The following is a 23432-nucleotide window of genomic DNA, read 5'->3' as shown; positions in this document are numbered from 1 at the left end:
CCCGTGACCTCACCGAGCAATGTGGACGCGGGCAATCTCACGCCCGAATCCGCGAATCGCCTTCAGGCCGAACATCTCCGGGAGATGTTGCTGGCCCAGTGTGAACAGCTCGACGCTGACCTGGCTACCTATGGCGGCGCCCTCGAGCGATATCAGCGCCGCGGTGAGCAAACTCAGGCCCGCCGGATTCGGGGAATGATCCGCGCCGCCCAACGCGAGCGCCGTTCGGTGCAGGATCTGATCGCCGGACTGGAGCGCCGGTTCCTGGCCCCCGAGCGCTCCCGAAACGAGCAGCCTCGTCACCCGCTGCCCGGCGCGGGGCCCGCGCGCCATGGCGTGCCCCGAGTGCATCCCTACCCGAGCCCGCATCGCGTCATCAGGGCCCAGGACGGGGCGCGAACCTAGGACGGAGCAAAGACCGCGACGAAGCGGTCCAGCGACTCCTTGATGTCACCGCGCAGCGCAGCGGCCACGATCATGCCGATCGGCCCGAACAGCGGCGCGCCGCCCAGATGGACGTCCATGGTCACCACGGACGCGTCGGGCTTCTCGTCGTGCGCCCGGACCTTGCCGATCAGCTTGACCTTGACCCCGCCGACACCGACGCCGTTGAGCGTCATCGCCTCCGGCGCCTTGAAATGGACGATCGTCCACTTCACCCGGTTGGGCATGCCCTTGACCTCGACGATGGACTCCACGACGGTGCCCTTCTCCAGGGTCTCGGGCAGCGTGGAGCGCCAGACCCGGTGAATGGTCAGCCATTCCTTGTAGCGCGACAAATCAGAGGCATGTTGCCAGGCCTGCTCGGGTGGGAGTGGAACGTCTACCGATACTGAGAGCTTGGCCATAGGTCAGGTCGGTTGGTCACCGGAGTCGGTGCGGTTCTTCTCGACCACGTTCTTGGCGGCGTCCTGCACTTTGTCGACGGTGCTGGAGTACTTGCCCCGTGTCTTCTCATCGATGATGTCGCCGGCCTTGTCGATGGCCTGCTCCACCTTGTCGGCATTCTGACTCAAGACTTCCTTGGTCTTACCGAGGGCTTTGTCGAGGAATCCCATCGCTCAATCTTGCACCGCGGGCTCGGTTCGCCACAACGTGCGCCGTTCGCCCAGCGCCCGGCCCTGCACCCACCACGACACCTCGATCAGCCCTGCCGCGAGCAACCCCAGCGCCACCCCGGACGAGGTGACCGCCAGGTTGGACGGGTCCAGCATGAATGCCTTGCGGGCCAGCGGTATGGCGAATATCACCACGTACGCCAGCCCCGAGGTGGCCACCAGCGCGACCCGCCACCACTGGTACGGGCGGGCAACGACGGCGAGGACCCAGATCGCTCCCATCAGCAGGGTGATCAACGCCGCCGTCGAGGCTTGCGTCTGCTCGGCCGCGGGCGCGCCGTAGCCGTGGGAGGCGATCAGGTACGACGCGTACGTCGTCACGCCGACGATCAACCCGGACGGCAGGGCCGAGGTCATCACCCGTCGCACGAACCCGGTGTGGGCACGTTCGTTGTTGGGCGCCAGCGACAGGATGAACGCCGGGATGCCGATGGTGAACCATGCCGCGATGGTCACGTGGATCGGCTGGAACGGGAACAACAGCGGGGGGGTGCCGAACAGCTTGTGGGACAAGCCTGCAAAACCCACCAACAGGGCCAGCAGCACCGAGTAGACCGTCTTGGTGAGGAACAGGTTGGATACCCGCTCGATGTTGCCGATGACGCGTCTGCCCTCGCCGACCACATAGGGCAGGGTGGCGAACTTGTTGTCCAGCAACACAATCTGGGCTACCGCACGTGAGGCTGGACTGCCCGACCCCATCGCCACCCCGATGTCGGCGTCCTTGAGGGCGAGCACGTCGTTGACACCGTCGCCGGTCATCGCGACGGTGTGATCGCGCGCCTGTAGGGCGTGGACCATGGCCCGCTTCTGATCCGGGCGGACCCGGCCGAACGTGGTGTACGTCTGCATCACGTCGGCCAGCGCGTCCGGCTCGTCCGGCAGGTTCCGGGCATCCATGGTGTCGCCGAGCAGGCCCAGCGTCCCGGCCACCGCACCGACGGACACCGCGTTGTCACCGGAGATCACCTTGACCGACACATTCTGGGAAGCGAAGTATTCCAAGGTGTCTCGGGCATCGGGGCGGACCCGCTGCTCGAGGACCACCAGCGCGACCGGGGTGACGTGGCCGGGCGCGTCGGGGCTGTCGACCGCGACGTCGCCGGCGGCGAGGAGCAACACGCGCAAGCCGTGAGCACCGATTTCCTCGGCCTGCGCGGCTGCGGCCGACTCTGGGTCCAGCAGCACATCGGGGGCACCGATCAGCCAGTTGCCGTGCTCGCCGTAGGAGACCCCGCTCCATTTGGTCGCGGACTTGAACGGTGCACTGCCCGTTGCCGTCCAGCCCGGAGCATCCGGGTACGCCTCGGCGATCGCCTGCATGCTCGCGTTGGGCTTGGGGTCGTCGGCGGCCAGGGAGGCCAACACGTCGGCGACCCGGTGGGCGGTGTCGTCACCGACCGGCGTGACCTCGGCCAGTCGCATGCCGTTTTCGGTGAGGGTGCCGGTCTTGTCGGCACACACCACGTCGACGCGGGCCAGCCCCTCGATCGCGGGCAGCTCCTGAACCAGACATTGCCTGCGCCCCAACCGGATCACGCCGACCGCGAAGGCGATCGACGTCATCAGGACCAGGCCTTCGGGAACCATCGGGACCAGCGCGCCGACCATCCGCAGCACCGACTCCCGCCAGCCGACTCCTGTGGTGAAAAGCTGGGTGTAGATGACCAGCAGGCCGGTGGGCCACAGCAGGTAGGTGATGAACTGCAGGATCTTGTTGATGCCGCTGCGCAGTTCGGATTTCACCAGAGTGAACTTGCTGGCCTCCTCGGCGAGCTTGGCGGCGTACGCTTCACGACCCACCTTGGTGGCGCGGTAGGCACCGGTTCCGGCGACGACGAAGCTGCCTGACATCACCGTGTCGCCGGCATGCTTGGCGATCGCATCAGCCTCGCCGGTCAGCAGTGATTCGTCGACCTCCAGGTTGGCGGCCTCGAGCAGCTCACCGTCGACGACGATCTGGTCGCCAGGCCCGAGCTCGATGACGTCATCGAGCACTACCTCGTTGGGCGGCAACGGCTTTGTCCCAGATCTCCTGCGCACCACGGGCTTGGCCTGACCGACGATAGCGAGGTTGTCGAGTGTCTTCTTGGCGCGCAGTTCCTGGATGATGCCGATACCGCTGTTGGCGACGATGAGCAGCCCGAACATGCCGTTGATCAGCGACCCGGTGGACAGCACGATGCCCAGCAGTACGCCGAGGATGGCGTTGATGCGGGTGAAGACGTTGGCCCGCACGATCTCGCCGACGCTGCGCGATGCCCGGGTCGGGACGTCGTTGGTCTTGCCCTGCGCAATCCGGGCGGCTACTTCATCAGCGGAAAGACCCACCGCGACACCGGTTGTCATCGAATCTTATTCTCTTCGCGCAAGCGGCTCATCGGAAGAAGGTCCCCATCTTGTCTTCGTCGTAGAACTCGAGCGTCAGCTTGTCGCCGGCGAACGTCGCCTTGGAAATGCTTCCCGGCGGGAAATTCTCACTCGGGAATGCGAACGTGAACACGTCACCGTCCCAATGGGTGAGCTCGACGGTGTCGGGTCGCGGACCCATCGAGAGGGTGAGCTTGCCGCCGGACTCGGCGACCACGGCCGGGCCCCAGTAGTCGTTGCGGTACGAGCCGGCGTAGCCGGCAAGCGGTTTCGGCGGCGCCGGATTGGCGGGCGGTGATTTTCCGGCCAGCGACCCGAACGGTTTGTCCATGTCGGCGAAGGCCTGCGCGTAGAGCTTGCGCCAGTCCTCGCGCACCTCGCCGAACTGGACCAGGTCGGCGAACTCCGCGGTCAGCGTCTCCGGTATGCCGGTCGGGGTGGCGTTGGTCAACGCGACGATCGCAACATCCGCCGAGGGGATGATGACGAAGTTGGTTGCAGCGCCGAGATCGAAGGCCCCGGAATGGCTCAGCTGCACGCGAGCCGCCGACGTGGTGCCGACGTTGAACCCGTACCCGTAGAAACCGGTGCGCATCGCCGGCTCACTGGGCGGGCTCGACACGATCTGCGGTGACACCGCGGGCAGCAACGCGGCCGGGTCGACGATCTGCTGCCCGTTGTACTTTCCGTCGGCCAGCATCATCGTCAGCCAATGGGTGACGTCGTTGACCGACGAACTGACCCCGCCCGCGGGTGCTTCGGGGTCCGCGTCGCGCTGGTACAGCGGTTTGTAGGAGCCGTCGATGCGGATGTGCCCGAGCGCCTTGTCTGCCCGGGCTTCGTAGTCGGCGAACTTCGAACTGGTCGACTTCATGCCCAGCGGCCGGTAGAGCACCTCCTCGCTGAGGTCCTCCCAGCTCTTGCCTGATGCGACGGCCACCGCCTCGGCAGCCGCCGTCAGTCCGAAGTTGGTGTAGGCGTAAGAGATTCGGAACGGAGCGAGTGGTAGTTGGCGGAGCCGCTCCAGCACGTAGCGACGGTCGTAGCCGAGGTCCTCGAGCTGATCGCCGGCGTGGTCGGGCAGCCCGGACCGGTGTGAGTACAGGTCGCCGACGGTGACCATCTTGGTGACCACCGGATCCGACAGCGCGAACCACGGCAACTTGTCGATCACCGGCGTGTTCCAGCTGATCGCGTTCTGACTGACCTGATGAGCGACGACGGTCGAGCCGATGGGCTTGGACACCGACGCCAGCTGGAACACCGTGTCCGGATCGACCTTGTTGGCGGGATCGTCGGCCGGGCGGCTGACATCCTTGACGCCGAACCCCTTGGCGTAGACCGTCTTTCCGCCGTGCACGACGGCCACCGCCATGCCGGGGATACCGGAGGACTTCATCAGGTCCTCGGCGATGCCGTCGAGCTTGGCGACGGCATCCTCAACGGCGTTGTCCGGCAGCGCCACCGCGGGCACCAGCGGGGGCGGCTGATCGGACAGCGTCTTGGCGGGTTCTTGGGAGGCGGTGCTGCTACACGCGGCCAGAGCAGCGACGAGAGCAACGATCGCGGCACGCGCTGCCAGAGCGGTCATGCAATGCACCGTAGTGGCTCACAGCTCCCACCACCGGTCTATCGTCCCAGCCGTGGCGGTCACCACCCGCCCGCCGGGACGTGGCACCGCGGTCCGCACGCCCGCATCGCCGGCCGATACCAGCAACCGTTCGACCGGCTCGGCCCAGGGATGGGGGGCCAGCCGGAAGGTGCACCAGTGGATCGGAACCAGCAGCCCGGCGTCGCTGACATCGCGGTGGGCCCGCACGGCTTCCTCGGGGTTCATGTGGATGTCCGGCCAGGCGGTGTTGTACGCCCCGATCGGCATCAGCGTCAGGTCGAAGGGTCCGTGATCGGCGCCGATCTGTTCGAAACTACGGGTGTAGCCGGTGTCGCCGCCGAAGTAGGCGCGATGCTGGGGACCGATGATCGCCCAGGACGACCACAGGGTGGTGTTGCGCGACAGGAACCGGCCCGAGAAGTGCCGCGCGGGCGTGCACACCAACCTCAGGTCCCCGATCCGGGCCTGCTCGTTCCAGTCCAGCTCGATGATGCGCTCCGGCGGGATCCGCCATTGCCGCAGGTGCGCCCCGACGCCGAGCGGGACGACAAACGGCGCCCTTTGCGTGCGGGCGAGCGCGAGGACGGTGTCCATGTCCAGATGGTCGTAGTGGTCATGGCTGATCACCACTGCGTCGAGGGCCGGCAACGCCTCCAGCGGCGCGGGCACCGGATGCAGACGCGCAGGGCCCACGGTGCGCGACGGCGAGCAGCGGTCACTCCACACCGGATCGGTGAGCACCCGGTAGCCGTCGATCTCGACCAGTGCGGTCGAATGGCCCAGCCAGGTCACGGCCAGCGGCTCGGAGCTGATCGGCGCGGCCGAGTGGACCAGCGGAATCGTTCCGGCCGGGCGGCTGGCCGAGCTCCTGCTGAGCATGTCGAACAGGACGAGCCGGTTTTCCTCGGCGTCCAGCTTCAGCGGGGCGGCGGGCTCCAGGTTGTGGAACACGCCCTCCCGGTAATTGGGCGAGCGGTCGGCGACCGGCCGAATCCCGCCCGGCCCGGCGCCCAGCGAGGCGGGTGCGTCGTTCAGCGCGCGCAGGAGCCAGCCGCCGGTGGCCAGCGATGCGGTCCCGGCGGCCAGTCGCAGGGCCGCCTTCCCGGAGGGCAGGAGCGAAGCGACCCGGGGAAGGCTGAGCACGGGCTCAGGCCCCCGTGAACTTCGCGGAGCGCTTCTCCATGCGGGCCACCTGGGCCTCGATGACGTCCTGGCTGCCCCAGGCCTTGTCGAACAGCTCCTTGTGGACGGGCCACTGCTCCTCGAACGCGCCGTCGTCGTTGAGCACTCGCTTGGAGGCCTGCAAGGACAACGGGGCCAGGCCGGCGATCTCGGCGGCCCAGGCCTGGGCGTCGGCCAGGTCACCGAGCCGGTTGGCCATCCCGGTCATCAACGCGGTTTCGGCGTCCAGCTTCTCGGCGCCGAGCAGCATGCCGCGGGCCCGGCCGTAGCCGGCCAACGAACTCAATCGGCGGACACTCCAGTTGTCGAGCGCCAGACCATATTTGGCGATCGGGAACTGGAAATAGGCGCCGGGAGCCACCACGCGCAGATCGCAGATCATGGCCAGCTGAACGCCGGCGCCGATGGCGGGGCCGTTGATCGCGCCGATCACCGGCATCGGCACGGCGTCGATGGCCTTGTTCAGTGCGATGGCCTTGTCGGGGAAGTCGGCGGCGAACACATCCCCGGACAGGTCGGCCCCGGCGCAGAACACCGTGCCCTGTCCGGTGAGGACGATCGCACGCACATCGTCGGCGGCCGCCTTCTCCACTGCCTCGCGCAGTGAGTCCACGAGCTCGGAATTGAGAGCATTGCGGCGTTCTGAGCGCTGCAGCTCGATTGTGGTCACATCCCCGACGCGGTTGATACCGATCATGTCGACGAGCGTACTGGCCCGATAGCCTCCCCTCATGAGTCGCATCGGGGCTGCCGAACTGCGCGACGCCGCACTGGACCCGGGGTCGTTCCGGAGCTGGGATCACACACCTTTGCTCGTCGAGGCCGATGAGGCCTACGCCCGTGAGCTGGAGCAGGCCCGCGCCGCGACCGGTTTCGACGAGTCGGTGCTGACCGGTGAGGGCACCGTGTTCGGCCGCCGGGTCGCGGTCGTGGCCTGCGAGTTCGACTTCCTCGCCGGCTCCATCGGGGTGGCCGCTGCCGAACGCATCACCGCAGCTGTCGAACGTGCGACTGCGGAGAAGCTGCCGCTGCTGGCCTCGCCGAGCTCGGGCGGCACCCGCATGCAGGAGGGCACGGTCGCGTTCCTGCAGATGGTGAAGATCGCCGCGGCGGTCACCGAGCACAAGCGGGCGCATCTGCCCTATCTGGTGTATCTGCGGCACCCGACGACCGGCGGGGTGTTCGCGTCGTGGGGTTCGCTGGGGCATATCACCGCGGCCCAGCCGGGCGCGCTGATCGGATTTCTGGGCCCGCGGGTCTATGAGCACCTCTACGGCGAACCATTCCCGCCTGGGGTGCAAACCGCGGAGAATCTGCTGCGGCACGGCGTAATTGACGCAGTGGTCGGTGTGGAGGCGTTGCGCGCGACGCTCGATCGCGCGCTGACCGTCATCACCGATGCGCCGACCGCACCGCCGGCGGCGGTGGCCGACGAGCCGGTGCCCGATGTGCCGGCATGGGAGTCGGTGATCGCATCCCGACGTCCGGACCGCCCGGGGGTGAGCTGGCTGCTGCGCGAGGGGGCCACCGACCGGGTGCTGCTGTCCGGAACGCACGGCGAGGCGGCCACGACGGTGCTGGCGCTGGCCCGCTTCGGCGGTCAGCCCGCCGTCGTCGTCGGCCAGCAACGCGTGGTCGGCGGAGTGGTGGGACCAGCCGCTCTGCGCGAAGCCCGCCGCGGCATGGCGCTGGCCGCCGGTTTGCAGCTGCCGTTGGTGCTGGTCATCGACACCGCCGGGCCCGCACTGTCGGCCGAGGCCGAACAGGACGGACTGGCCGGCGAGATCGCCCGCTGCCTGTCCGATCTGGTCACGCTGGACACCCCGACGGTGTCGGTACTGCTCGGCCAGGGCAGCGGCGGACCCGCGCTGGCGATGGTGCCCGCCGACCGGGTGCTGGCCGCCCAGCACGGCTGGCTGGCCCCGCTGCCGCCGGAAGGCGCCAGCGCGATCGTCTTTCGCGATACCGAGCACGCGCCGGAACTGGCTGCCGCACAAGGAGTTCGGTCGAAGGATCTGCTGCGTAACGGCATCGTCGACGCGATCGTGCCCGAACATCCCGACGCCGCAGACGAACCGGTCGAATTCGCACGCCGGCTGTCCGACGCGATCGCCAGGGAGGTCCACGACCTTCGCGAGACGCCTGCGGAATCGCGTTATTCGGCCCGCCTGCAGCGCTATCGGCGGATCGGCCTGCCCAGCTGACGCGGGTTGTACCCATTGGTCACGCCGAGGGTGGCTGCAGCAGCGTCAACACCGCCTCGGTGACCGCGTTCAGGTCCTTCTTCGCCGCAGGGCTGGTGGTCGAGGTGCTGTTGAGTGCTCCGATCACCAGATCTCGCAGCGTCCGTGGGTCGATGTCGGTTCGGACCACGCCGGCCCGGCGCCCGCGTTCGAGCACCTCGTGCCAGACGCGTGCGAAGCGGCGCTCGTGGGCCACGTGCGCGGACCGAAGGTGCGGCGGGAGTGTCTCCACCATCCGCACCACTGCGGCGGCGCGGTCATCGCTGGCGTGCAGGGCATCCAGGTGCCCACGGATCGCCGCCCGGAGCCCGTCGATCGCCGGCGCGTCATCGGGCACCGCATCGATCGCGGCTTGCAATGCGGCCCGCGCCGTGCCGACGCCGTCAACCAGAGTGGCTGCCACCAGTTCGTCTTTGGTTCGGAAGTGGAAGTAAAGGCTCCCCACCTGCAATCCGGCCTCAGACGCTATCCGGCGCAGGCTCGCGCCGCCGTAACCGTGTTCGGCGAACACCCTGGCGGAGACGTCGAGGATCCTGCGCCGGGTTCGGGCGGCCTTGCTGTCGACGATCTCCACCCGCCCATCCTATCGAATCGGACGATCGTTCGAATTCAGCTAGCATTCGAACGATCGTCCGATTACCGAGGAGCTCGCCCATGACCGCCGCCATTCGCCGTACGCAAGACGACATGTCCCACGACGTCTTCCTGCCGAGAGAGACCATCGAGCTCAGGGCGCGAGCGCGCGAGTCCGTCGCACGCCACCTCGCCCCCCTGGCACGTGAGATCGGATCCCGCCAGGAGTCGGTCGACAGCTTTCCCTGGCAGTCGTTCCGCGGGCTCGCCTCCGATGGGATGTTCGCCGTGCCGTTCGGACCCGAACACGGCGCCGGTCTGCAATACCCGATGTTGGCCACCTGCACGGTCGCCGAGGAGATCGCGTACGAATCGTCCTCGATGGCAGGGGTCTATGACGGCCAGTGCATTCTGGTTCCCGCCACCCTGCGCTACGCCGACGCCCGGCTACGCGACATGCTGGTGCCCGAGCTGATATCCGGCCGACAGGCATTCGCGTTCGCCACCACAGAGCCCGAGACGAGTTCGGACCTGACGGCCGAGCGGCTCGGCACATTCGCGGAAGAGAGCGATGGCGAGTTCATCGTCACCGGCCGGAAGCGCTGGATCACCAACAGTGTTGTGGCCAATTGGGTTTCGATGTTGGTGCGAGCCGGGCGGACCGGCAGCAGGGCACACATGTTGTTGATCGACCTGACGAGCCCGGGAGTCCGGATCGGTAGCCCCGATCTGAAGATGGGCCATCGCGGGCAGATCACCGCCGACATCGTCCTCGACGAGGTACGCGTGCCGCGCGAGAACCTCCTGGGCGAGTGGGGCCGGGGCATGGCCGTGGCGTTGTCGGCACTTGTTCGCGGCCGGATCGGAATCGGCGCGGCCGGCGTCGGTGTGGCCCAGGCCGCCCTCGACCTCGCGGTGCACCGGCTGCGGACCCGCCACGTCTTCGGCAAGCCGCTGGGGGCCATGCAGCACTGGCAATTCCAGATGGCCCAGCGCGCCACCGAACTGGAATGTGCCCGCAGCCTGTACCAGAAGGCCGCGATGCTGCTCGACACCGGCGACGCCACCGCCGAGCCCGAGGCCGCCATGGCCAAGGCCTATGGCACCCGGCTCGCCAACGACCTTGTGCGCGAGGCGATTCAGATCCACGGCGCGCTCGGCTTCGCCCGCCAGGTCGGCGAGACCGGCGAATCAGTGCGCCTCGAAGAAATGTACCGCGACGCCAAGATCCTCGAGATCTTCGAAGGCGCAAACGAACTTCAACAGTGGATCGTGGCTCGCCGACTGATCGGGCGCGAGATCACCGGTTAGGTGCTGCGCCGGAACAGCTCGGCGGGCCGCCCGCCGGTGCGGGTGACCAGATGGCCGGTGGGCCGCAACAACGGTTTCATCAGACGCCGGAACCCGTCGCGCTGCAGCGGCCGACCGGCGACCGCCTGATGCACCCGGTGCAGCTCGCCGAGGGTGAACTGCCGGCCCAGCAGATGGCCAGGATCGGGCTGCTCGGCGTAGTGGTCGCGGACGTATTCCACCGCGCGGGCGATGATCTCGGCGTGCCCGTACCGCAGCCGTCCCGGGCGGTTCACCGCGACCAGGCGGGTCTGGCCCTGCCCGCGGGACTCCAGGCGACGGAGCGGCACCACTTCGACGTGGGCCACCGACAGCACCCATCCGCGGCTGTCGCGTGCCGGGTCGTCGTAGACGTGTAGCTGGCGCGGGCGCAGGCCTCGCACACCGGCCTTGACCTGAAGGGAGCGCTCGACCGCATCGGCAAGGCGCTCACCGGGATGCAGGAAGGTTCCCGGCAGCGCCCAGCCGCGAGCATCGGCGCGGCGCACCTGAAGGACCATCAACTCCGGGTCGGCCGGGTCCAGAGTCACAAGCGCGGTGTCCACGGCCACATTCGGGCGCGGGTAGTGATCCAGTGGGTGATTCGTTGTATCGGTGATTAACTCATCATTGCGTAAACCCGCGCTCGGCGCACCGCAGAAGTGTGCAGACTTCCTCGTCGGAGGTCTGGTCGAAGTTGTCGTAGCCCTGGCCCACCGCGCTGAAATGCCGTGGCGCACCCGGACATACGACATCGTCGGCATAGTCGCGCAATTCGGCGACGGTGTCGGCTGCGCCGATCGGGGCGGCCAGCACCACCGTCGCCGCGCCCTGCGCGCGAGCCACCAGGCAGGCCGCGCGGGCCGTCGAGCCGGTGGCGAATCCGTCGTCGACGATCACCACGACCCGGCCCGTCAACGGGATCGGGGGGCGACCGCCCCGGTAGCGCTCGACGCGGCGCTGTAATTCGGTGCGCTGGCCGGCCTCCACCTCGGCGATCTCGGCCGCGCTGACGAGCACATGCCGCAGGACCGAGTCGTTGAGCACGCGCACCCCGCCCTCGCCGATGGCGCCGAACGCCAGCTCGGGCTGACTGGGCACCCCGAGCTTGCGCACGACGAGGACGTCCAGTGGGGCCTGGAGTTCCTTGGCAACCTCGAAGGCCACCGGAACCCCACCGCGCGGGAGGCCCAGGACCAGCGGGCCGCGCTCGCGGTAACCGTGCAGCCGGCCAGCCAGCGCCCGACCCGCGTCAGCCCTATCGATGTAGCGCTGCATACGCACATTTTCCGCGCCCGCGACCCCATGTGGGCGCGATTACGCCAGGGACTCCAGCCAGGCCCGGTGCAGCGCCGCATAACGGCCCTGCGAGTCGACGAGCTCGCCGGGCGGGCCGTCCTCGACGATGCGGCCGTGCTCGAGCACCAGTACCCGATCCGCGATCTCGACGGTCGACAACCGGTGGGCGATGATCAGCGCCGTCCGGTCGGCCAGCACCGTCCGCAGCGCCCGCTGCACCAGTCGTTCGCTCGGGATGTCCAGCGAGGAAGTCGCCTCGTCGAGGATCAGCACCGCCGGATCGGCGAGAAACGCCCGGGCGAACGCGATCAGTTGTCGCTGCCCCGCGGACAGCCGTCCGCCGCGGGTGGCGACGTCGGTGTCATAGCCCGCGGGCAGCGCCGCGATGAACTCGTCGGCGCCCACCGCTTCAGCTGCCGCATGCACTTCGGCGTCGGTGGCCGACGGGCGGCCGAACCGGATGTTATCGGCGACGCTTCCGGAGAACAGAAAGTTCTCCTGAGTGACCATCACGACGTGGCGGCGCAGCTCGCTTTGGGCGAAGTCCCGCAGGTCGACACCGTCGAGGGTGACCACCCCGGCGGTCGGGTCGTAGAACCGGGCGATCAGTTTGGCGATCGTGGTCTTGCCGGCGCCGGTGGTGCCGACGAGTGCCACGGTCTGGCCGGCGGGCACCACGAGGGACAGCCCGGGTAGCACCGGACGATCGGGCACATAGCTGAATCGCACGTTGTCGAAAGCGATCTCACCGCGAATCGTCTCCGGGTGAACCGGAACCGGGGGGTCGGCGATGGCCGGCTTCTGGGCCAGCACCCCGGCCAGCTTCTCCAGTGCCGACGACGCCGACTGAAAGGTGTTGAAGAACTGCGAGATCTCCTGCATCGGTTCGAAGAACATCCGCAGATACAGCAGGAACGCCGCAAGCGTGCCGATGGTCATCTCGCCGTGCAGCACCCGAAAACCGCCGTACAGCAACACCACACCGGTGGTCAGGTTGCCGACGAGCTTGACCGCGGGCATGAAGATCGCCAGCTGCCGGAAGGTCTGCTCGTTGTCCTCGCGGTACCGATCCGCGACCTCTTCGAAGATCTCCTGATTGCGCGGCGCGCGACGGTAGGCCTGCACCGCCTTGATGCCCGTCATCGTCTCGACGAACTGCACGATCACCAGCGCGGCGCTCTCCCGCACCCGGCGATACGTCTTGGCCGACTCCGAGGAGAACCACCACACCAGTGCGACGAGGATCGGGAAGGCGGCCAGGCACATCAGCCCCAGCTTCGCGTCGAGAGCGACCAGCAGGATGGCGGTGCCGAACAAGGTCAGCACAGCGGTGATCAAGCTGTCGAAGCCGGTCTCCAGCATGTCCTGGATCGCCTCAACGTCGTTGGTCAGCCGGCTGACCACCCGTCCCGAGGTGTAGCGGTCATGAAAGGCGACGTCGAGGCGCTGAAAGTGCCGGAACACCCGGCGGCGCACCTCCAGCAGCACCCGCTGGCCGATCCGCCCGGAGCGGTTGAGGAACACCAGCCGGCTGATCGCCTGCACACACACCACGCCGCACAGCACGGCGATGACGATGATCAGTTCGCGCGCCGAGCCGCCGGCCAGCAGCGGTGGAATCGCATGGTCGATGCCGCGCTGTACGAGCAGCGGAACCGCCAGACGCGCAGCGTTTTCCACCACGACCACGATGGCGAGCAGCCCGACGGTCAGCTTGAACGGCGCCAGCAGCGAGCCCAGCAGCGCGCGTGCTTCCCGGCGGCGTGGTCTGACGTCGTCGATGGGTAGGTCGTCGGGCTGCTCGTCGAGCCGGCCCCGCCATTCCGTCGCCGTCATCGCCTCCTGCCTTCCGACGCATAGTCGGCGGTGCGGCGCGCGGCGCCGCGCTCCTCGCAGGCCTCCTCGTAGGCACGGTCGAGCCTGCGACGCTCGTCGTCGTCCTCCCAGCCGGGCTGGTGCTCGCAGCCGTCGTCGAGTTCGTCGTCGGCGGCCAGCAGGAAGCGGTATCGCGGAACTCCTGCCAGCAATTCGGCGTGGGTGCCGATGTGGGTGATGGTGCCCGCGCCATCGACGGTGTCGAGCAGTGCGACCTTGTCGGCCAGCAGGACGGTCGAGGCGCGGTGGGCGACAACCACCGCCGTGACACCGGCCAGCACCCGGCTCAGCGCCTCGGTGACCTCGGCCTCGGTGTGGACGTCGAGGGCCGACAACGTGTCGTCGAGCACCAGGATGCGTGGCGCGGCCAGAATTGCACGGGCAAGCGAAAGTCGTTGCCGCTGACCACCAGACAGGCTCATTCCCTGTTCGCCGATGCGCGTCGCCAGACCGTACGGCAGGTCGTAGACGAACTGCGCGGCCGCGACCTCGATGGCGCTGGCGAGGTCGTCGTCAGTTGCCTCGGGCCTGCCGAGCCGGAGGTTCTCGGCCACCGACATGGAGAACAGCGTCGGGTCCTCGAAGGCGGTGGCGACGGTCTCGCGCAGCGCGTCCAAGGTGAGGTCGCGGATGTCGGTGCCGTCGACGCGGATCGCGCCCTCGGTGACGTCGTAGAGCCGGGGCAGCAGCGAAGCCAGTACCGACTTGCCCGCACCGGTGGCGCCCACCAACGCCAGGGTCTCCCCCGGTTCGACAGTCAGATTGACGTGGCGCAGCGCGAACGTGTCGGAGTCAGGACTGGAGCTGTCGTTCCCCGCCGCCGCGGGAAAGCGGAAGCCCACGTCGTCCAACTCCAGCCGGCCCCCCTGCGGCGCGGCAGTGCGCGGCCCGTCGGTGATCTCGCGGGGCGCGTCGAAGATCTCGGCGATCCGGTTGGCCGCCGTCATCGACTCCTGGGTCATCGACAGCAGGAATCCGAGCGAGGCGATCGGCCAGACCAGCGACAGCATCATCGTGATGAAGGCGACCAGGGTGCCCATCGTGACCAGCCCGTGGCCGGCGGCGTACGCCCCGAAGCCCAGCACGACGATCAGCGTGAGGTTGGGGATCACCTCGAGCATGGTCCAGAACTTCGCCGATACCGTGACCTTCTGGATCTGGGTGTCGTACAACGTGCTGGCTTGCTCGTCGAAGCGGTCGTAGACGTAATCCTCGCGGCCGAAGGACTTCACCGCGCGCAATCCCAGCGCCGACTCCTCGACGTGGGTGGCGATGTGGCCGGCCTGGTCCTGGGCCTGGCGGGCCAGCCGGGTGAAGGCCCGTTCGAAGTGCAGCACGGTCAGCGTGATCGGTGCGATCGAGATGAGCACGACCACCCCCAGTGGCCAGTACATGGCCAGCAGGATGATCGTGACGACCGTGATCTGCAGGACGTTGAGGATCAGGAAGACCAGCCCGAACGACAGCAGCCGGCGAATAGTGCTGAGGTCGTTCATGATTCGCGACAGCAGCTGGCCGGATTGCCACCGGCCGTGAAACGACATCGGCAAGATCTGCAACCGGGCGTAGAGATCCTTGCGGATATCGGCCTCGACCCCCATCGTCGCTCTGGCCACCAGCCAGCGCCGGATGAACCACAGCACCGCCTCTGAGATGCCCACGCCCATGGCCGCGGCACCGAGCACCCACAACCCGTGCTGGTCCTGGTGGCGGACCGGACCGTCGATCACCGCCTTGGTCATCAACGGGATGGCGACAGTGGCGACCAGGCTGGTGACCGCGACGACGATCATCGCGATCCAGCGCGCCCGAAACGGCATCAGATAGGGCAGCAAGCGGAGCAGATCGGAGGCGGCCCTGGGCGCAGGACGGGGTGCGGCGATGGCCGGATCCGGACGCACCGGAATTTCGGAACTCACCTTGTCCACCCGTCAACCAGTTCTTTCGTCATCGACTACTGCTGAAGATATGCAGACCGTCCGACATGACCCCCGATGTCGATGATCGCACGCACTGCAATCGGTTATCGGCCACGACGTTCACGCTAGAACCTCAACAATCATTGAGGTCAAACCCTTCCGCCGCACGTCATCGTGTCGTGGCTGCCTCCCACTGGTAGGACCGTCGATCAGGCAAGATGGGGCCCATGGACAGTAGTTCGGCCGCACCCCGAGTACTGGTGGTCGATGACGATCCCGACGTGCTCGCATCACTGGACCGCGGGCTGCGGCTCTCCGGATTCGAGGTTGCCACCGCCGTCGACGGCGCCGAAGCCCTGCGGTCGGCCACCGAGACCAGACCCGACGCGATCATCCTCGACATCAACATGCCGGTGCTGGACGGCGTGAGCGTGGTGACCGCGCTGCGCGCGATGGACAACGACGTGCCGGTCTGCGTGCTCTCGGCCCGCAGCTCGGTCGACGACCGGGTCGCCGGCCTGGAGGCCGGGGCGGATGATTACCTGGTCAAACCGTTCGTGCTGGCGGAACTGGTGGCCCGGGTCAAGGCCCTGTTGCGCCGGCGCGGCGCGACGGCCACGTTCTCCTCGGAGACCATCGGAGTCGGCCCGCTCGAGGTCGACATCCCCGGCCGGCGGGCCAGGGTCAACGGCGTCGACGTCGACCTGACCAAGCGGGAGTTCGATCTGCTGGCGGTGCTCGCCGAGCACAAGACGGCGGTGCTGTCCCGTGCCCAGCTGCTCGAACTGGTGTGGGGCTACGACTTCGCCGCCGACACCAACGTCGTCGACGTCTTCATCGGATACCTGCGCCGCAAGCTCGAGGCCGGCGGCGCGCCCCGACTGCTGCATACCGTGCGCGGCGTGGGCTTCGTGTTGCGCACCCAGTAACCCCGTGAAACTCGCGCGGATCTTTCGCCGCACGCCGTCCCTGCGCACCAGGGTGGCGTTCGCGACGGCGATCGGCGCGGCGATCGTGGTGACCATCGTCGGCGCCATCGTCTGGGTCGGCATCACCAACGACCGCCTGGAACGGCTGGACCGGCGCCTCGACGAGGCGGCAGGTTTCGCGGTTCCGTTCGTGCCCCGCGGGCTCGACCAGATCCCGCCGTCGCCCAACGACCAGGACGTGGTGATCACGGTCCGCCAGGGAGACACGGTCCGGTCCAATTCCGATGTCGTACTGCCCCGGCTGGACTCGGACTACGGGACCGGCGAGGTCGACGGGGTTCGCTATCGGGTGCGCACGGTGGAACTCTCCTACCCGGTGGCCACCACGCTGGAGGTCGGCGCGACCTTCGACGACACCATCGCCGATACCAACAACCTGCACCGACGGGTGTTGATCATCTGCGTGTTCGCGGTCTGCGCGGCAGCGCTGCTGGGCTGGGTGCTGGCCACGTTCGCGGTGCGGCCGCTGCGGCGGCTGGCCGCCCAGACCCGGGAGATCCAGGCCGGCGACAAGGCACCCGATGTCGAGATCGGCGGAGCCACCGAGGCGGTGGAGATCGGCGAGGCGATCAAGGGGCTACTGGAACGCATCTGGACCGAACAGGACCGGACCCAGGCGGCGCTGGCCTCGGCGCGCGATTTCGCCGCGGTGTCGGCCCACGAGCTGCGCACCCCGCTGACCGCGATGCGGACCAACATCGAGATCCTGGCCACGCTGGAGGTTACCGACGAGCAGCGCGCGGAATTGCTCGGCGACGTCACGCGCACCCAGAACCGCATCGAGGCCACCCTGAGTGCGCTGGAACGCCTTGCCCAGGGCGAACTTTCGACGGAGGCCGACCAGGTTCCGGTCGACATCACCGATCTGCTCGACCGCGCCGCGCACGACGCGATGCGCGTCTACCCCGACCTCGAGGTGTCGCTGGCGCCGTCGCCCACATGCATCATCATCGGACTGCCCGCCGGTCTGCGACTGGCGGTGGACAACGCGATCGCCAACGCGGTCAAGCACGGCGGCGCGACCCGCGTGCAGCTGTCGGCGGTCAGCTCGCGAGAGGGTGTCCAGATCGCGATCGATGACAACGGCTCCGGGGTGCCGGAGGCGGAGCGCGCGAAGGTCTTCGAACGCTTCGCCCGCGGGTCGACGGCGTCGCACTCCGGTTCCGGACTCGGCCTGGCGTTGGTGGCCCAGCAGGCCGAATTACACGGCGGCACAGCCACGTTGGGAGACAGCCCACTCGGCGGCGCACGGCTGACGCTGCGGCTTCCCCCGCCGCACTAGCTCACGCGCCTTCCGGCTGGCGCCATTCGATCGGCCGCAGCAACACGATCTCGGGCACCACGCAACTGCGGGATACCCGGATCGTCATGCGGATCGCCTCGGCGATATCGCCCGGAGCGATCATCTCCTCCGGACCCACGGTGTCGCGGTAGTCGTCGGCCATCGGGGTGTCCACCAGGCCAGGGCAGATCGCCGTCGCCTTGATGCCGGAGGTCGACAGCTCGTCATGCAGCGATTCGGTGAACCCGACGACGGCGAACTTGGTCGCCGAGTACGACGCCAGCGTCGCCTCGCCGCGCTTACCCGCGTTCGAGGCGATATTGACGATCTGTGCCGACTTGCGCTGCTGCACAGCCTCTTTCAGTAGCGGCATACACCTGGTCGTCAGCAGGATCACCGCACGGATGTTGACCGCGAGCTGCTCGTCGAGAAAGTCCGCGGTGATATCGCCGACCGCGCGGTTGCCGGATACCCCGGCGTTGTTGACCAGCAGATCCAGCGAGCCGTGCGGTGCGGCGTGCTCGGCGACGATCCGGTCGAGGAGCGCCTCCTCGGCCAGCGACCCGGCGATCGTGTGTACCGGCGGACCAGTATCGAGCGACGATGCCACCGCATCCAGCTTGGCCGGATCACGGCCGACGAGAGTGAGGCCGAAGCCCTCTTCGTGCAGCATCGCCGCGATGGCCGAACCGATTCCGCCGGATGCGCCGGTGACGATCGCACTGCGCTGGTGAACACTCACACCGGAATTACACATCCCGGCGGCGAAGTGCGCTCGGCGAGCTAGCGGGTCGCCAGCAGATCGATGACGAAGATGAGCGTCTTGCCGGACAGCTGGTGCCCGGAACCGGCCGGACCGTAGGCCTGCTCGGGCGGGATCGTCAACTGCCGCCGGCCACCCACCTTCATGCCCGGGATGCCGTCCTGCCAGCCCTGGATCAGCCCGCGTAACGGGAAGGAGATGGACTCCCCACGCTTCCACGAGCTGTCGAACTCTTCACCGCTGTCGTACTCGACACCCACATAGTGGACATCCACGACGGCGCCGGGGGTGGCCTCATCGCCCTCGCCGACCACCAGGTCTTTGATGACCAGTTCGGTGGGCGCCGGGCCGTCGGGGAATTCGATCTCGGGTTTGGTCGTCACCGGACTCACACTAGCGGGTCAGGCGCTGCTGACCGAGCGTTCCACCCGGCCGTCGGTGCCCCTGCGTTCGCGCGCGGTGACCGTGGACGTGGTCGCCGTCAACCGCACCCGGTCGGCGCGGAACAGGTCGTAGGCGTACTCGAAGGGCGGGTCGGCGGCATCCCGGGTGACCCGGGTGATCGCCACCAGCGGGCGGCGGTGCGCGACGCCGAGGCACTGCGCCTCCCGCGGGCTGGCGCTGACGACCTCGATGGTCTCGGTGGACGTGGCGGGCACCAGGCCGTAGCGGACGGCGAACAACTCGTAGAGCGAGCCGCCGAGCGGTTGCTCCAGTAGATCGAGGACATGGTCGGCAACGAAACAGGAGAAGTCCAACGACAACGGCACCCCGTCGGCGTAGCGCAACCGGCGGATCGCGAAAACCTCTTGGCCATCCGCGATTTCGAGTGCGGCAGCCTCGGCGGGGGTGGGCGGCCTGCGATCGGTGGACAGCACCCGGGTAGCGCTGGTGTGCCCGCCGCTGCGCAACCGGGCCGGCAGGCCGGCCAGCTCGGCGGCGTTGCGTTCCACCACGTCGGCGCGCACGAATGTGCCGCCGTTGCGGCCGGTTCGCCGCTCGAGAACCCCGGCACGACTCAACGGCAGCAGGGCGCTGCGCAGGGTGGACCGGGACACCTCGAAGCGGTCGGCCATCTCGCGCTCGGTGCCCAGCCGTGAACCGGGCCGCAGCGTGCCCTGCGCGAGCATCGAGAGGATGCGCCGCCGCACATCCTCGGCAATCGGTCCCCCCTCCGACTCCGCCATCGGACTAGGGGCGCACCGCATCCGGCGATTCGGGCAGCACCTGGCCGCCGTCGACCGCGATGGCCTGACCGGTGATGTAGCCCGCCTCGACCGTGGCCAGGAAGGCCGCGAGGTGACCGATGTCCTCCGGCTTGCCGAGCGCGCCGGCCGGGATCGCTCGGGTCATGCCCGCGATGTATTCCTCGCCCATGTCGGCGAGGCCTTCGGTGAAGATGTTGCCCGGCAACACTGCGTTGACCGTGATCCTGTGCGGGGCCAGTTCGATTGCGGCGGTGCGCATGAAGCCCAGTTGGGCGGCCTTGGACGCCCCGTAGTGCGACCAGTTCGGGAATCCGGTGATCGGCCCGGTGATCGACGATGTCAAGATCACCCGGCCGCGCCCGGAAGCGATCAGCGCGTCCAGACAGGCCTGCACGGTGAACACGTTGCCCTTGACGTTGACGTCGAGCACCTCGGCCAGTTGCGCCGGCGTCATGGTGGCCAACGGTGCCTCGGGGAAGATGCCTGCGTTGGCGCAGACGACGTCGATCCCGCCGAACGCCTCGACGACGTCGGCGGCCAGGCTTGCGCAGGCCACCGGGTCGGTGACGTCGGTCTGAACGCCCAGCACCTTTCCGGTACCCAGTGCGTCCAGGTCGGCCACCGCGGTGTCGAGTTCGGCCGCCGAGCGTGCGGCGATCGCGACATTGGCGCCCGCAGTAGCGAACACCGCGGCGATCCCCCGCCCGATTCCCTTGCTGCCGCCGGTCACGATCACCGCCGTCGATTGCAGATCAAACACCGTAATCCTTTCTGCTCTATCGTGATTCAAACTCGTGAGCTGAAGATCGCGTCCTGCAGCCAGGTCGGGTCCTCCAGGTACCGCCGGGCAAGCAGGGCGGTGTTCGGCGCGAACTGTTCACCGACGCCGATTGCCGCGTCGGCGTCGTGGTGCGAGGCGATCCAGGCGGTGAGCATGATTCGCCGCATCATCACGAACGACGGGATGAGGGCGAGATGCTCGGCCGGGAACGACCCGGCCTCGAAATAACCGGTCAGCCAGTCGGCGATGATGCGTTCACCGGCCGGGGTGTCCTCGATGAACGACACCGCGGCCCCGAGATCGGCCAGGTACCACGACCAGCCGCAGTCGTCGAAGTCGATCACAGTGATCCCGGCCGCCGCATCCGCGGGGTCGACCATCAGATTGGCCAGCCGGAGATCGGCGTGGACCAGCCCGAACCGGTCTGGTGCACAGCCGAATTCGGTCAGCTTGGCGGTGATGTCGTCGACTGCGCGCTGGATCAGGACGCGGTCGGCGTCGGTCAGGCCGGGGGCCAGCCGCCAGTTACCCCAGCGGGCCTGCGGGCCGAGGATCGTCTCGAGGTCCCAGCGGAAACGGGTGAACCCGGGCGGAAACGTCCAGTTTCTGGCGTGTTCGTGCATGACGGCGGTCAGCCGCCCGAGCTCGTCGAACCCGACGGCCTCGGGATTCTCCTCGGCCGTGCAGCCGGCGACGAACGTGACCGCGTCGACGTGCAACGCGCCGCCGTCGAACTCGGCAACGACGACGTCGGTACCGTCGTGAGCCGCGACCAGCTCCGGTGTGATCACCGACGTTTCGGTGCGCAAAGCCTGCATCCACGCCAGCTCCGAGCGGATGGCCTCCAGCGAGTGATAGCCGGGCCGATGCACCCGCAGCACGATCGGCTCGTCGTCTCCGACCAGGTAGGTGGCGTTCTCGGACAGGCTGAGCAGACGCAGCGGCGTCTGGCCGTCGCGGCCATAGGCCGACAGCGCTGCACGCGCGAAGAACTCATGAGTCGGCGGCAGTCCCGGCATGCGACCAGTCTGGACCATAACAATGCGACGAGCAGACCAAATCGACAGTTTTAACGCCGCTGTTTCCTACCAAAGGATTGGGAAACACGACCGAAACATTCCGCCGGTATTGGCTCGATTGTTCCTGTTGACCAGGCGATCTCGTGGGGGTAACAATGTCGTCGTCGCACCACAGAGCCGTTGTCGACATTGCCATCGCTCCCCGGGCGCACCAGCACTCGGGCTAAACCAGACCAAAAACACGCGGGACCCCAGTCACGCATCAGATCGGAATTCACACTATGAGCGACATCATCGATTCGCCCGCCACCATGGGCACCGGGGGAAAGACCGAAACCGTCCAGCGGCTCAAGCCCAATGCCGTCGGGTTGATCGGCGTCCTGTTCATGGCCGTCGCCACCGCCGCACCGATCACCGCCATGGTCGGCAACGTGCCGATCGCGGTCGGATTCGGCAACGGCGTCTACGCCCCGGCCGGGTACTTCGTCGCCACCATCGTGTTGACGCTGTTCGCGATCGGCTACGCCGCAATGAGTAAGCACATCACCGCCACGGGTGCGTTCTACGGTTACATCTCGCACGGCCTTGGCCGAATCGTCGGCCTCGGCGCGGGCTTCCTGACGGCGATGGCCTACATGGTCTTCGAGGCCTCACTGATCGGTATCTTTGCCTTCTTCGGCAATGACACCTTCAATTCCCTTTTCCACCTTGATATTCCGTGGATCGTGTTCGCGATCGCGATGCTCGCGATCAACGCGCTGCTGACCTACTTCGACATCAACGTCGCCGCGCGAGTGCTCGGGGTGTTCCTGATCACCGAGATCGTGATGCTCGCCTTGATGGCGCTGTCGGTGTTGTTCACCGGCGGCGGACCGCAGGGCTGGTCGTGGGGATCACTCAATCCGCTCAACGCTTTTCAGAACCTCTCCGGTGCGGTGGCCGGTGCCGACGGCAGCATGATCACGGTGGCCGGATCGGCGGGCATCGGCCTGTTCTTCGCGTTCTGGTCGTGGGTCGGTTTCGAGTCCAGCGCGATGTACGGCGAGGAGTCCAAGAACCCCAAGAAGATCATCCCGATCGCGGTGATCAGCTCGGTGATCGGCATCGGCGTGTTCTACGTGATCATCTCGTGGCTGGCGATCGTCGGCACCGGTCCGCAGAATGCCGTCGCGCTGGCGCAGGATTCGGCAACCGCCGGTGACATCTTCTTCGGGCCGGTCGGTGCGCACCTGGGCACCTGGGCCGTCGACCTGTTCAAGATCCTGTTGATGACCGGTTCGTTCGCCTGCGGTATGGCGTTCCACAACTGCGCTGCCCGCTACATCTACGCGATCGGCCGCGAGAACGTCATCCCCGGCATGCGCAAGACGCTGGGCGCCACCCACCCGTCGCACGGCTCGCCGCACATCGCCGGATTCGTGCAGACCGGATTCGCCACCGTCGTGGTGCTGTTCTTCGCGCTGACCGGACGTGACCCCTACACCGGCCTGTACGGGTTGATGGCTCTGCTCGGCACCACCGCGATCATGATTGTGCAGGCGCTGGCCGCCTTCGCGGTGATCGCCTACTTCCACGTCGGCAAGAATCACCCGGAGACCGCCAACTGGTTCCGGACTCTGCTGGCCCCACTGCTGGGCGGCCTCGGCATGCTCTATGTGGTGTACCTGTTGGGCAAGAACGCGTCGTTCGCGGCGGGCACCGCGGCGTCTGACTGGGTATTCGCGGCGATCCCTTATGTGGTCGGCGCGGTCGGCATCGGCGGTATCCTGCTGGCGGTGGTGCTGAAATACAAGTCCCCGCAGCGCTATTCGGAGCTGGGCCGGACCGTTCTCGAAGAGGCACACGAGCGCCAGTGAGTGCAGTCACGGGC

21 protein-coding genes and 1 pseudogene are annotated in these 23432 nt (G+C 67.7%); 6 read left to right on the top strand and 16 right to left on the bottom strand.

Translation table 11 applies throughout. The features are described from left to right. Window positions 1-3: 3 nt before the first annotated feature. Window positions 4-405, top strand: a complete 402-nt coding sequence (locus HPC46_RS24310) for a hypothetical protein (RefSeq protein ID WP_179474716.1) — start codon at window positions 4-6, stop codon at window positions 403-405. On the opposite strand, the gene HPC46_RS24305 is transcribed toward HPC46_RS24310, so the two are convergent. Genes HPC46_RS24305 through HPC46_RS24280 form a run of 6 tightly spaced genes read right to left on the bottom strand, consistent with a single transcriptional unit; the run spans window position 402 to window position 6979 of the window. Continuing rightward, window positions 402-848, bottom strand: a complete 447-nt coding sequence (locus tag HPC46_RS24305) for a type II toxin-antitoxin system Rv0910 family toxin (RefSeq protein ID WP_179474714.1) — start codon at window positions 846-848, stop codon at window positions 402-404. The genes HPC46_RS24310 and HPC46_RS24305 overlap by 4 nt on opposite strands. Window positions 849-851: 3 nt before the next feature. Further along, complete coding sequence (locus HPC46_RS24300) at window positions 852-1058, bottom strand: antitoxin (RefSeq protein ID WP_179474712.1); 207 nt, start codon at window positions 1056-1058, stop codon at window positions 852-854. Window positions 1059-1061: 3 nt separating this feature from the next. After that, window positions 1062-3467: a cation-translocating P-type ATPase gene (locus HPC46_RS24295; protein ID WP_179474710.1), complete on the bottom strand. Its 2406-nt coding sequence runs from the start codon at window positions 3465-3467 to the stop codon at window positions 1062-1064. A gap of 28 nt (window positions 3468-3495) precedes the next feature. Beyond that, the gene (locus HPC46_RS24290; protein WP_179474708.1) at window positions 3496-5079 is read right to left on the bottom strand and encodes a serine hydrolase; all 1584 of its coding nucleotides are present in this window, start codon (window positions 5077-5079) and stop codon (window positions 3496-3498) included. A gap of 18 nt (window positions 5080-5097) precedes the next feature. Further along, window positions 5098-6243 carry an MBL fold metallo-hydrolase gene (locus HPC46_RS24285; RefSeq protein WP_325096758.1) on the bottom strand — a complete coding sequence of 382 codons (1146 nt, stop codon included), beginning with the start codon at window positions 6241-6243 and terminating at the stop codon, window positions 5098-5100. A gap of 4 nt (window positions 6244-6247) precedes the next feature. Then, window positions 6248-6979 (bottom strand): enoyl-CoA hydratase, encoded by a 732-nt coding sequence (locus HPC46_RS24280; protein WP_179474706.1) that lies wholly within the window; start codon window positions 6977-6979, stop codon window positions 6248-6250. Window positions 6980-7013: 34 nt separating this feature from the next. On the opposite strand from HPC46_RS24280, the gene HPC46_RS24275 reads away from it, so the two are divergent. Next, the gene (locus HPC46_RS24275) at window positions 7014-8486 is read left to right on the top strand and encodes a carboxyl transferase domain-containing protein (protein WP_179474704.1); all 1473 of its coding nucleotides are present in this window, start codon (window positions 7014-7016) and stop codon (window positions 8484-8486) included. A 19-nt stretch (window positions 8487-8505) separates the two neighbouring features. Here the strand turns inward: HPC46_RS24275 and HPC46_RS35785 are convergent, their stop codons facing one another. After that, entirely contained in the window at window positions 8506-9099 is a 594-nt protein-coding gene (locus tag HPC46_RS35785; RefSeq protein ID WP_179474702.1) for a TetR/AcrR family transcriptional regulator, read from the bottom strand. 80 nt (window positions 9100-9179) lie between these two features. Here HPC46_RS35785 and HPC46_RS24265 point away from each other — a divergent pair, with 80 nt between their 5' ends. Further along, window positions 9180-10409, top strand: a complete 1230-nt coding sequence (locus tag HPC46_RS24265; RefSeq protein WP_179474700.1) for an acyl-CoA dehydrogenase family protein — start codon at window positions 9180-9182, stop codon at window positions 10407-10409. Here the strand turns inward: HPC46_RS24265 and HPC46_RS24260 are convergent. The 4 genes and pseudogenes from HPC46_RS24260 to HPC46_RS24245 all read right to left on the bottom strand — a co-directional run bounded on the left by HPC46_RS24260 (window position 10406) and on the right by HPC46_RS24245 (window position 15520). Beyond that, the gene (locus tag HPC46_RS24260; protein ID WP_325096756.1) at window positions 10406-10999 is read right to left on the bottom strand and encodes an NUDIX hydrolase; all 594 of its coding nucleotides are present in this window, start codon (window positions 10997-10999) and stop codon (window positions 10406-10408) included. The genes HPC46_RS24265 and HPC46_RS24260 overlap by 4 nt on opposite strands. 58 nt (window positions 11000-11057) lie before the next feature. Further along, window positions 11058-11705: pseudogene (locus HPC46_RS24255) on the bottom strand (phosphoribosyltransferase); the annotation flags it as partial. A 39-nt stretch (window positions 11706-11744) separates the two neighbouring features. Continuing rightward, window positions 11745-13562, bottom strand: coding sequence for an ABC transporter ATP-binding protein (locus HPC46_RS24250; RefSeq protein ID WP_179474696.1), 1818 nt, complete (start codon window positions 13560-13562; stop codon window positions 11745-11747). Next, complete coding sequence (locus HPC46_RS24245) at window positions 13559-15520, bottom strand: ABC transporter ATP-binding protein (RefSeq protein WP_179474694.1); 1962 nt, start codon at window positions 15518-15520, stop codon at window positions 13559-13561. Before HPC46_RS24245 ends, HPC46_RS24250 begins: the two co-directional genes overlap by 4 nt. A 227-nt stretch (window positions 15521-15747) precedes the next feature. Between HPC46_RS24245 and HPC46_RS24240 the strand changes: the two genes are divergently transcribed. Continuing rightward, window positions 15748-16449 carry a response regulator transcription factor gene (locus HPC46_RS24240; RefSeq protein WP_407665554.1) on the top strand — a complete coding sequence of 234 codons (702 nt, stop codon included), beginning with the start codon at window positions 15748-15750 and terminating at the stop codon, window positions 16447-16449. Between the two features lie 4 nt (window positions 16450-16453). Then, the gene (locus HPC46_RS24235) at window positions 16454-17791 is read left to right on the top strand and encodes a HAMP domain-containing sensor histidine kinase (RefSeq protein WP_179474691.1); all 1338 of its coding nucleotides are present in this window, start codon (window positions 16454-16456) and stop codon (window positions 17789-17791) included. Window position 17792: 1 nt separating this feature from the next. On the opposite strand, the gene HPC46_RS24230 is transcribed toward HPC46_RS24235, so the two are convergent. From HPC46_RS24230 to HPC46_RS24210, 5 genes are read right to left on the bottom strand one after another with little or no spacing between them, the layout of a single operon-like run. Continuing rightward, window positions 17793-18533, bottom strand: a complete 741-nt coding sequence (locus tag HPC46_RS24230) for an SDR family NAD(P)-dependent oxidoreductase (RefSeq protein ID WP_179474689.1) — start codon at window positions 18531-18533, stop codon at window positions 17793-17795. 41 nt (window positions 18534-18574) lie between these two features. Further along, window positions 18575-18937: an FKBP-type peptidyl-prolyl cis-trans isomerase gene (locus tag HPC46_RS24225; RefSeq protein WP_005139554.1), complete on the bottom strand. Its 363-nt coding sequence runs from the start codon at window positions 18935-18937 to the stop codon at window positions 18575-18577. A gap of 18 nt (window positions 18938-18955) precedes the next feature. Next, entirely contained in the window at window positions 18956-19741 is a 786-nt protein-coding gene (locus tag HPC46_RS24220; protein ID WP_179474687.1) for a GntR family transcriptional regulator, read from the bottom strand. A gap of 4 nt (window positions 19742-19745) precedes the next feature. Further along, window positions 19746-20522: a 3-oxoacyl-ACP reductase FabG gene (gene fabG, locus HPC46_RS24215; RefSeq protein ID WP_179474685.1), complete on the bottom strand. Its 777-nt coding sequence runs from the start codon at window positions 20520-20522 to the stop codon at window positions 19746-19748. A 26-nt stretch (window positions 20523-20548) separates the two neighbouring features. Beyond that, window positions 20549-21562, bottom strand: coding sequence for a phosphotransferase enzyme family protein (locus HPC46_RS24210; protein ID WP_179474683.1), 1014 nt, complete (start codon window positions 21560-21562; stop codon window positions 20549-20551). A gap of 281 nt (window positions 21563-21843) precedes the next feature. Here HPC46_RS24210 and HPC46_RS24205 point away from each other — a divergent pair, with 281 nt between their 5' ends. Next, window positions 21844-23418 (top strand): APC family permease, encoded by a 1575-nt coding sequence (locus HPC46_RS24205; protein ID WP_179474681.1) that lies wholly within the window; start codon window positions 21844-21846, stop codon window positions 23416-23418. Window positions 23419-23432: the final 14 nt, after the last annotated feature.

Origin of the sequence: Mycolicibacterium vinylchloridicum, from assembly GCF_013404075.1 — a bacterium.
In the GTDB taxonomy this organism is placed as follows: Bacteria; Actinomycetota; Actinomycetes; order Mycobacteriales; family Mycobacteriaceae; genus Mycobacterium; species Mycobacterium vinylchloridicum.
Note: the sequence above shows the minus strand (reverse complement) of the source record. Positions and strands in the feature narration are given on the sequence as shown.

Bases quoted from the DNA above. Each gene is read 5' to 3' on its own strand.
- HPC46_RS24265 (WP_179474700.1), top strand. From the start codon at position 9,180: ATGACCGCCGCCATTCGCCGTACGCAAGACGACATGTCCCACGACGTC.
- HPC46_RS24305 (WP_179474714.1), bottom strand. From the start codon at position 848: ATGGCCAAGCTCTCAGTATCGGTAGACGTTCCACTCCCACCCGAGCAG.
- HPC46_RS24295 (WP_179474710.1), bottom strand. From the start codon at position 3,467: ATGACAACCGGTGTCGCGGTGGGTCTTTCCGCTGATGAAGTAGCCGCC.
- HPC46_RS24280 (WP_179474706.1), bottom strand. From the start codon at position 6,979: ATGATCGGTATCAACCGCGTCGGGGATGTGACCACAATCGAGCTGCAG.
- HPC46_RS24210 (WP_179474683.1), bottom strand. From the start codon at position 21,562: ATGCCGGGACTGCCGCCGACTCATGAGTTCTTCGCGCGTGCAGCGCTG.
- HPC46_RS24275 (WP_179474704.1), top strand. From the start codon at position 7,014: ATGAGTCGCATCGGGGCTGCCGAACTGCGCGACGCCGCACTGGACCCG.
- HPC46_RS24290 (WP_179474708.1), bottom strand. From the start codon at position 5,079: ATGACCGCTCTGGCAGCGCGTGCCGCGATCGTTGCTCTCGTCGCTGCT.
- HPC46_RS24240 (WP_407665554.1), top strand. From the start codon at position 15,748: ATGGACAGTAGTTCGGCCGCACCCCGAGTACTGGTGGTCGATGACGAT.
- HPC46_RS24300 (WP_179474712.1), bottom strand. From the start codon at position 1,058: ATGGGATTCCTCGACAAAGCCCTCGGTAAGACCAAGGAAGTCTTGAGT.
- HPC46_RS24205 (WP_179474681.1), top strand. From the start codon at position 21,844: ATGAGCGACATCATCGATTCGCCCGCCACCATGGGCACCGGGGGAAAG.
- HPC46_RS24220 (WP_179474687.1), bottom strand. From the start codon at position 19,741: ATGGCGGAGTCGGAGGGGGGACCGATTGCCGAGGATGTGCGGCGGCGC.
- HPC46_RS24250 (WP_179474696.1), bottom strand. From the start codon at position 13,562: ATGACGGCGACGGAATGGCGGGGCCGGCTCGACGAGCAGCCCGACGAC.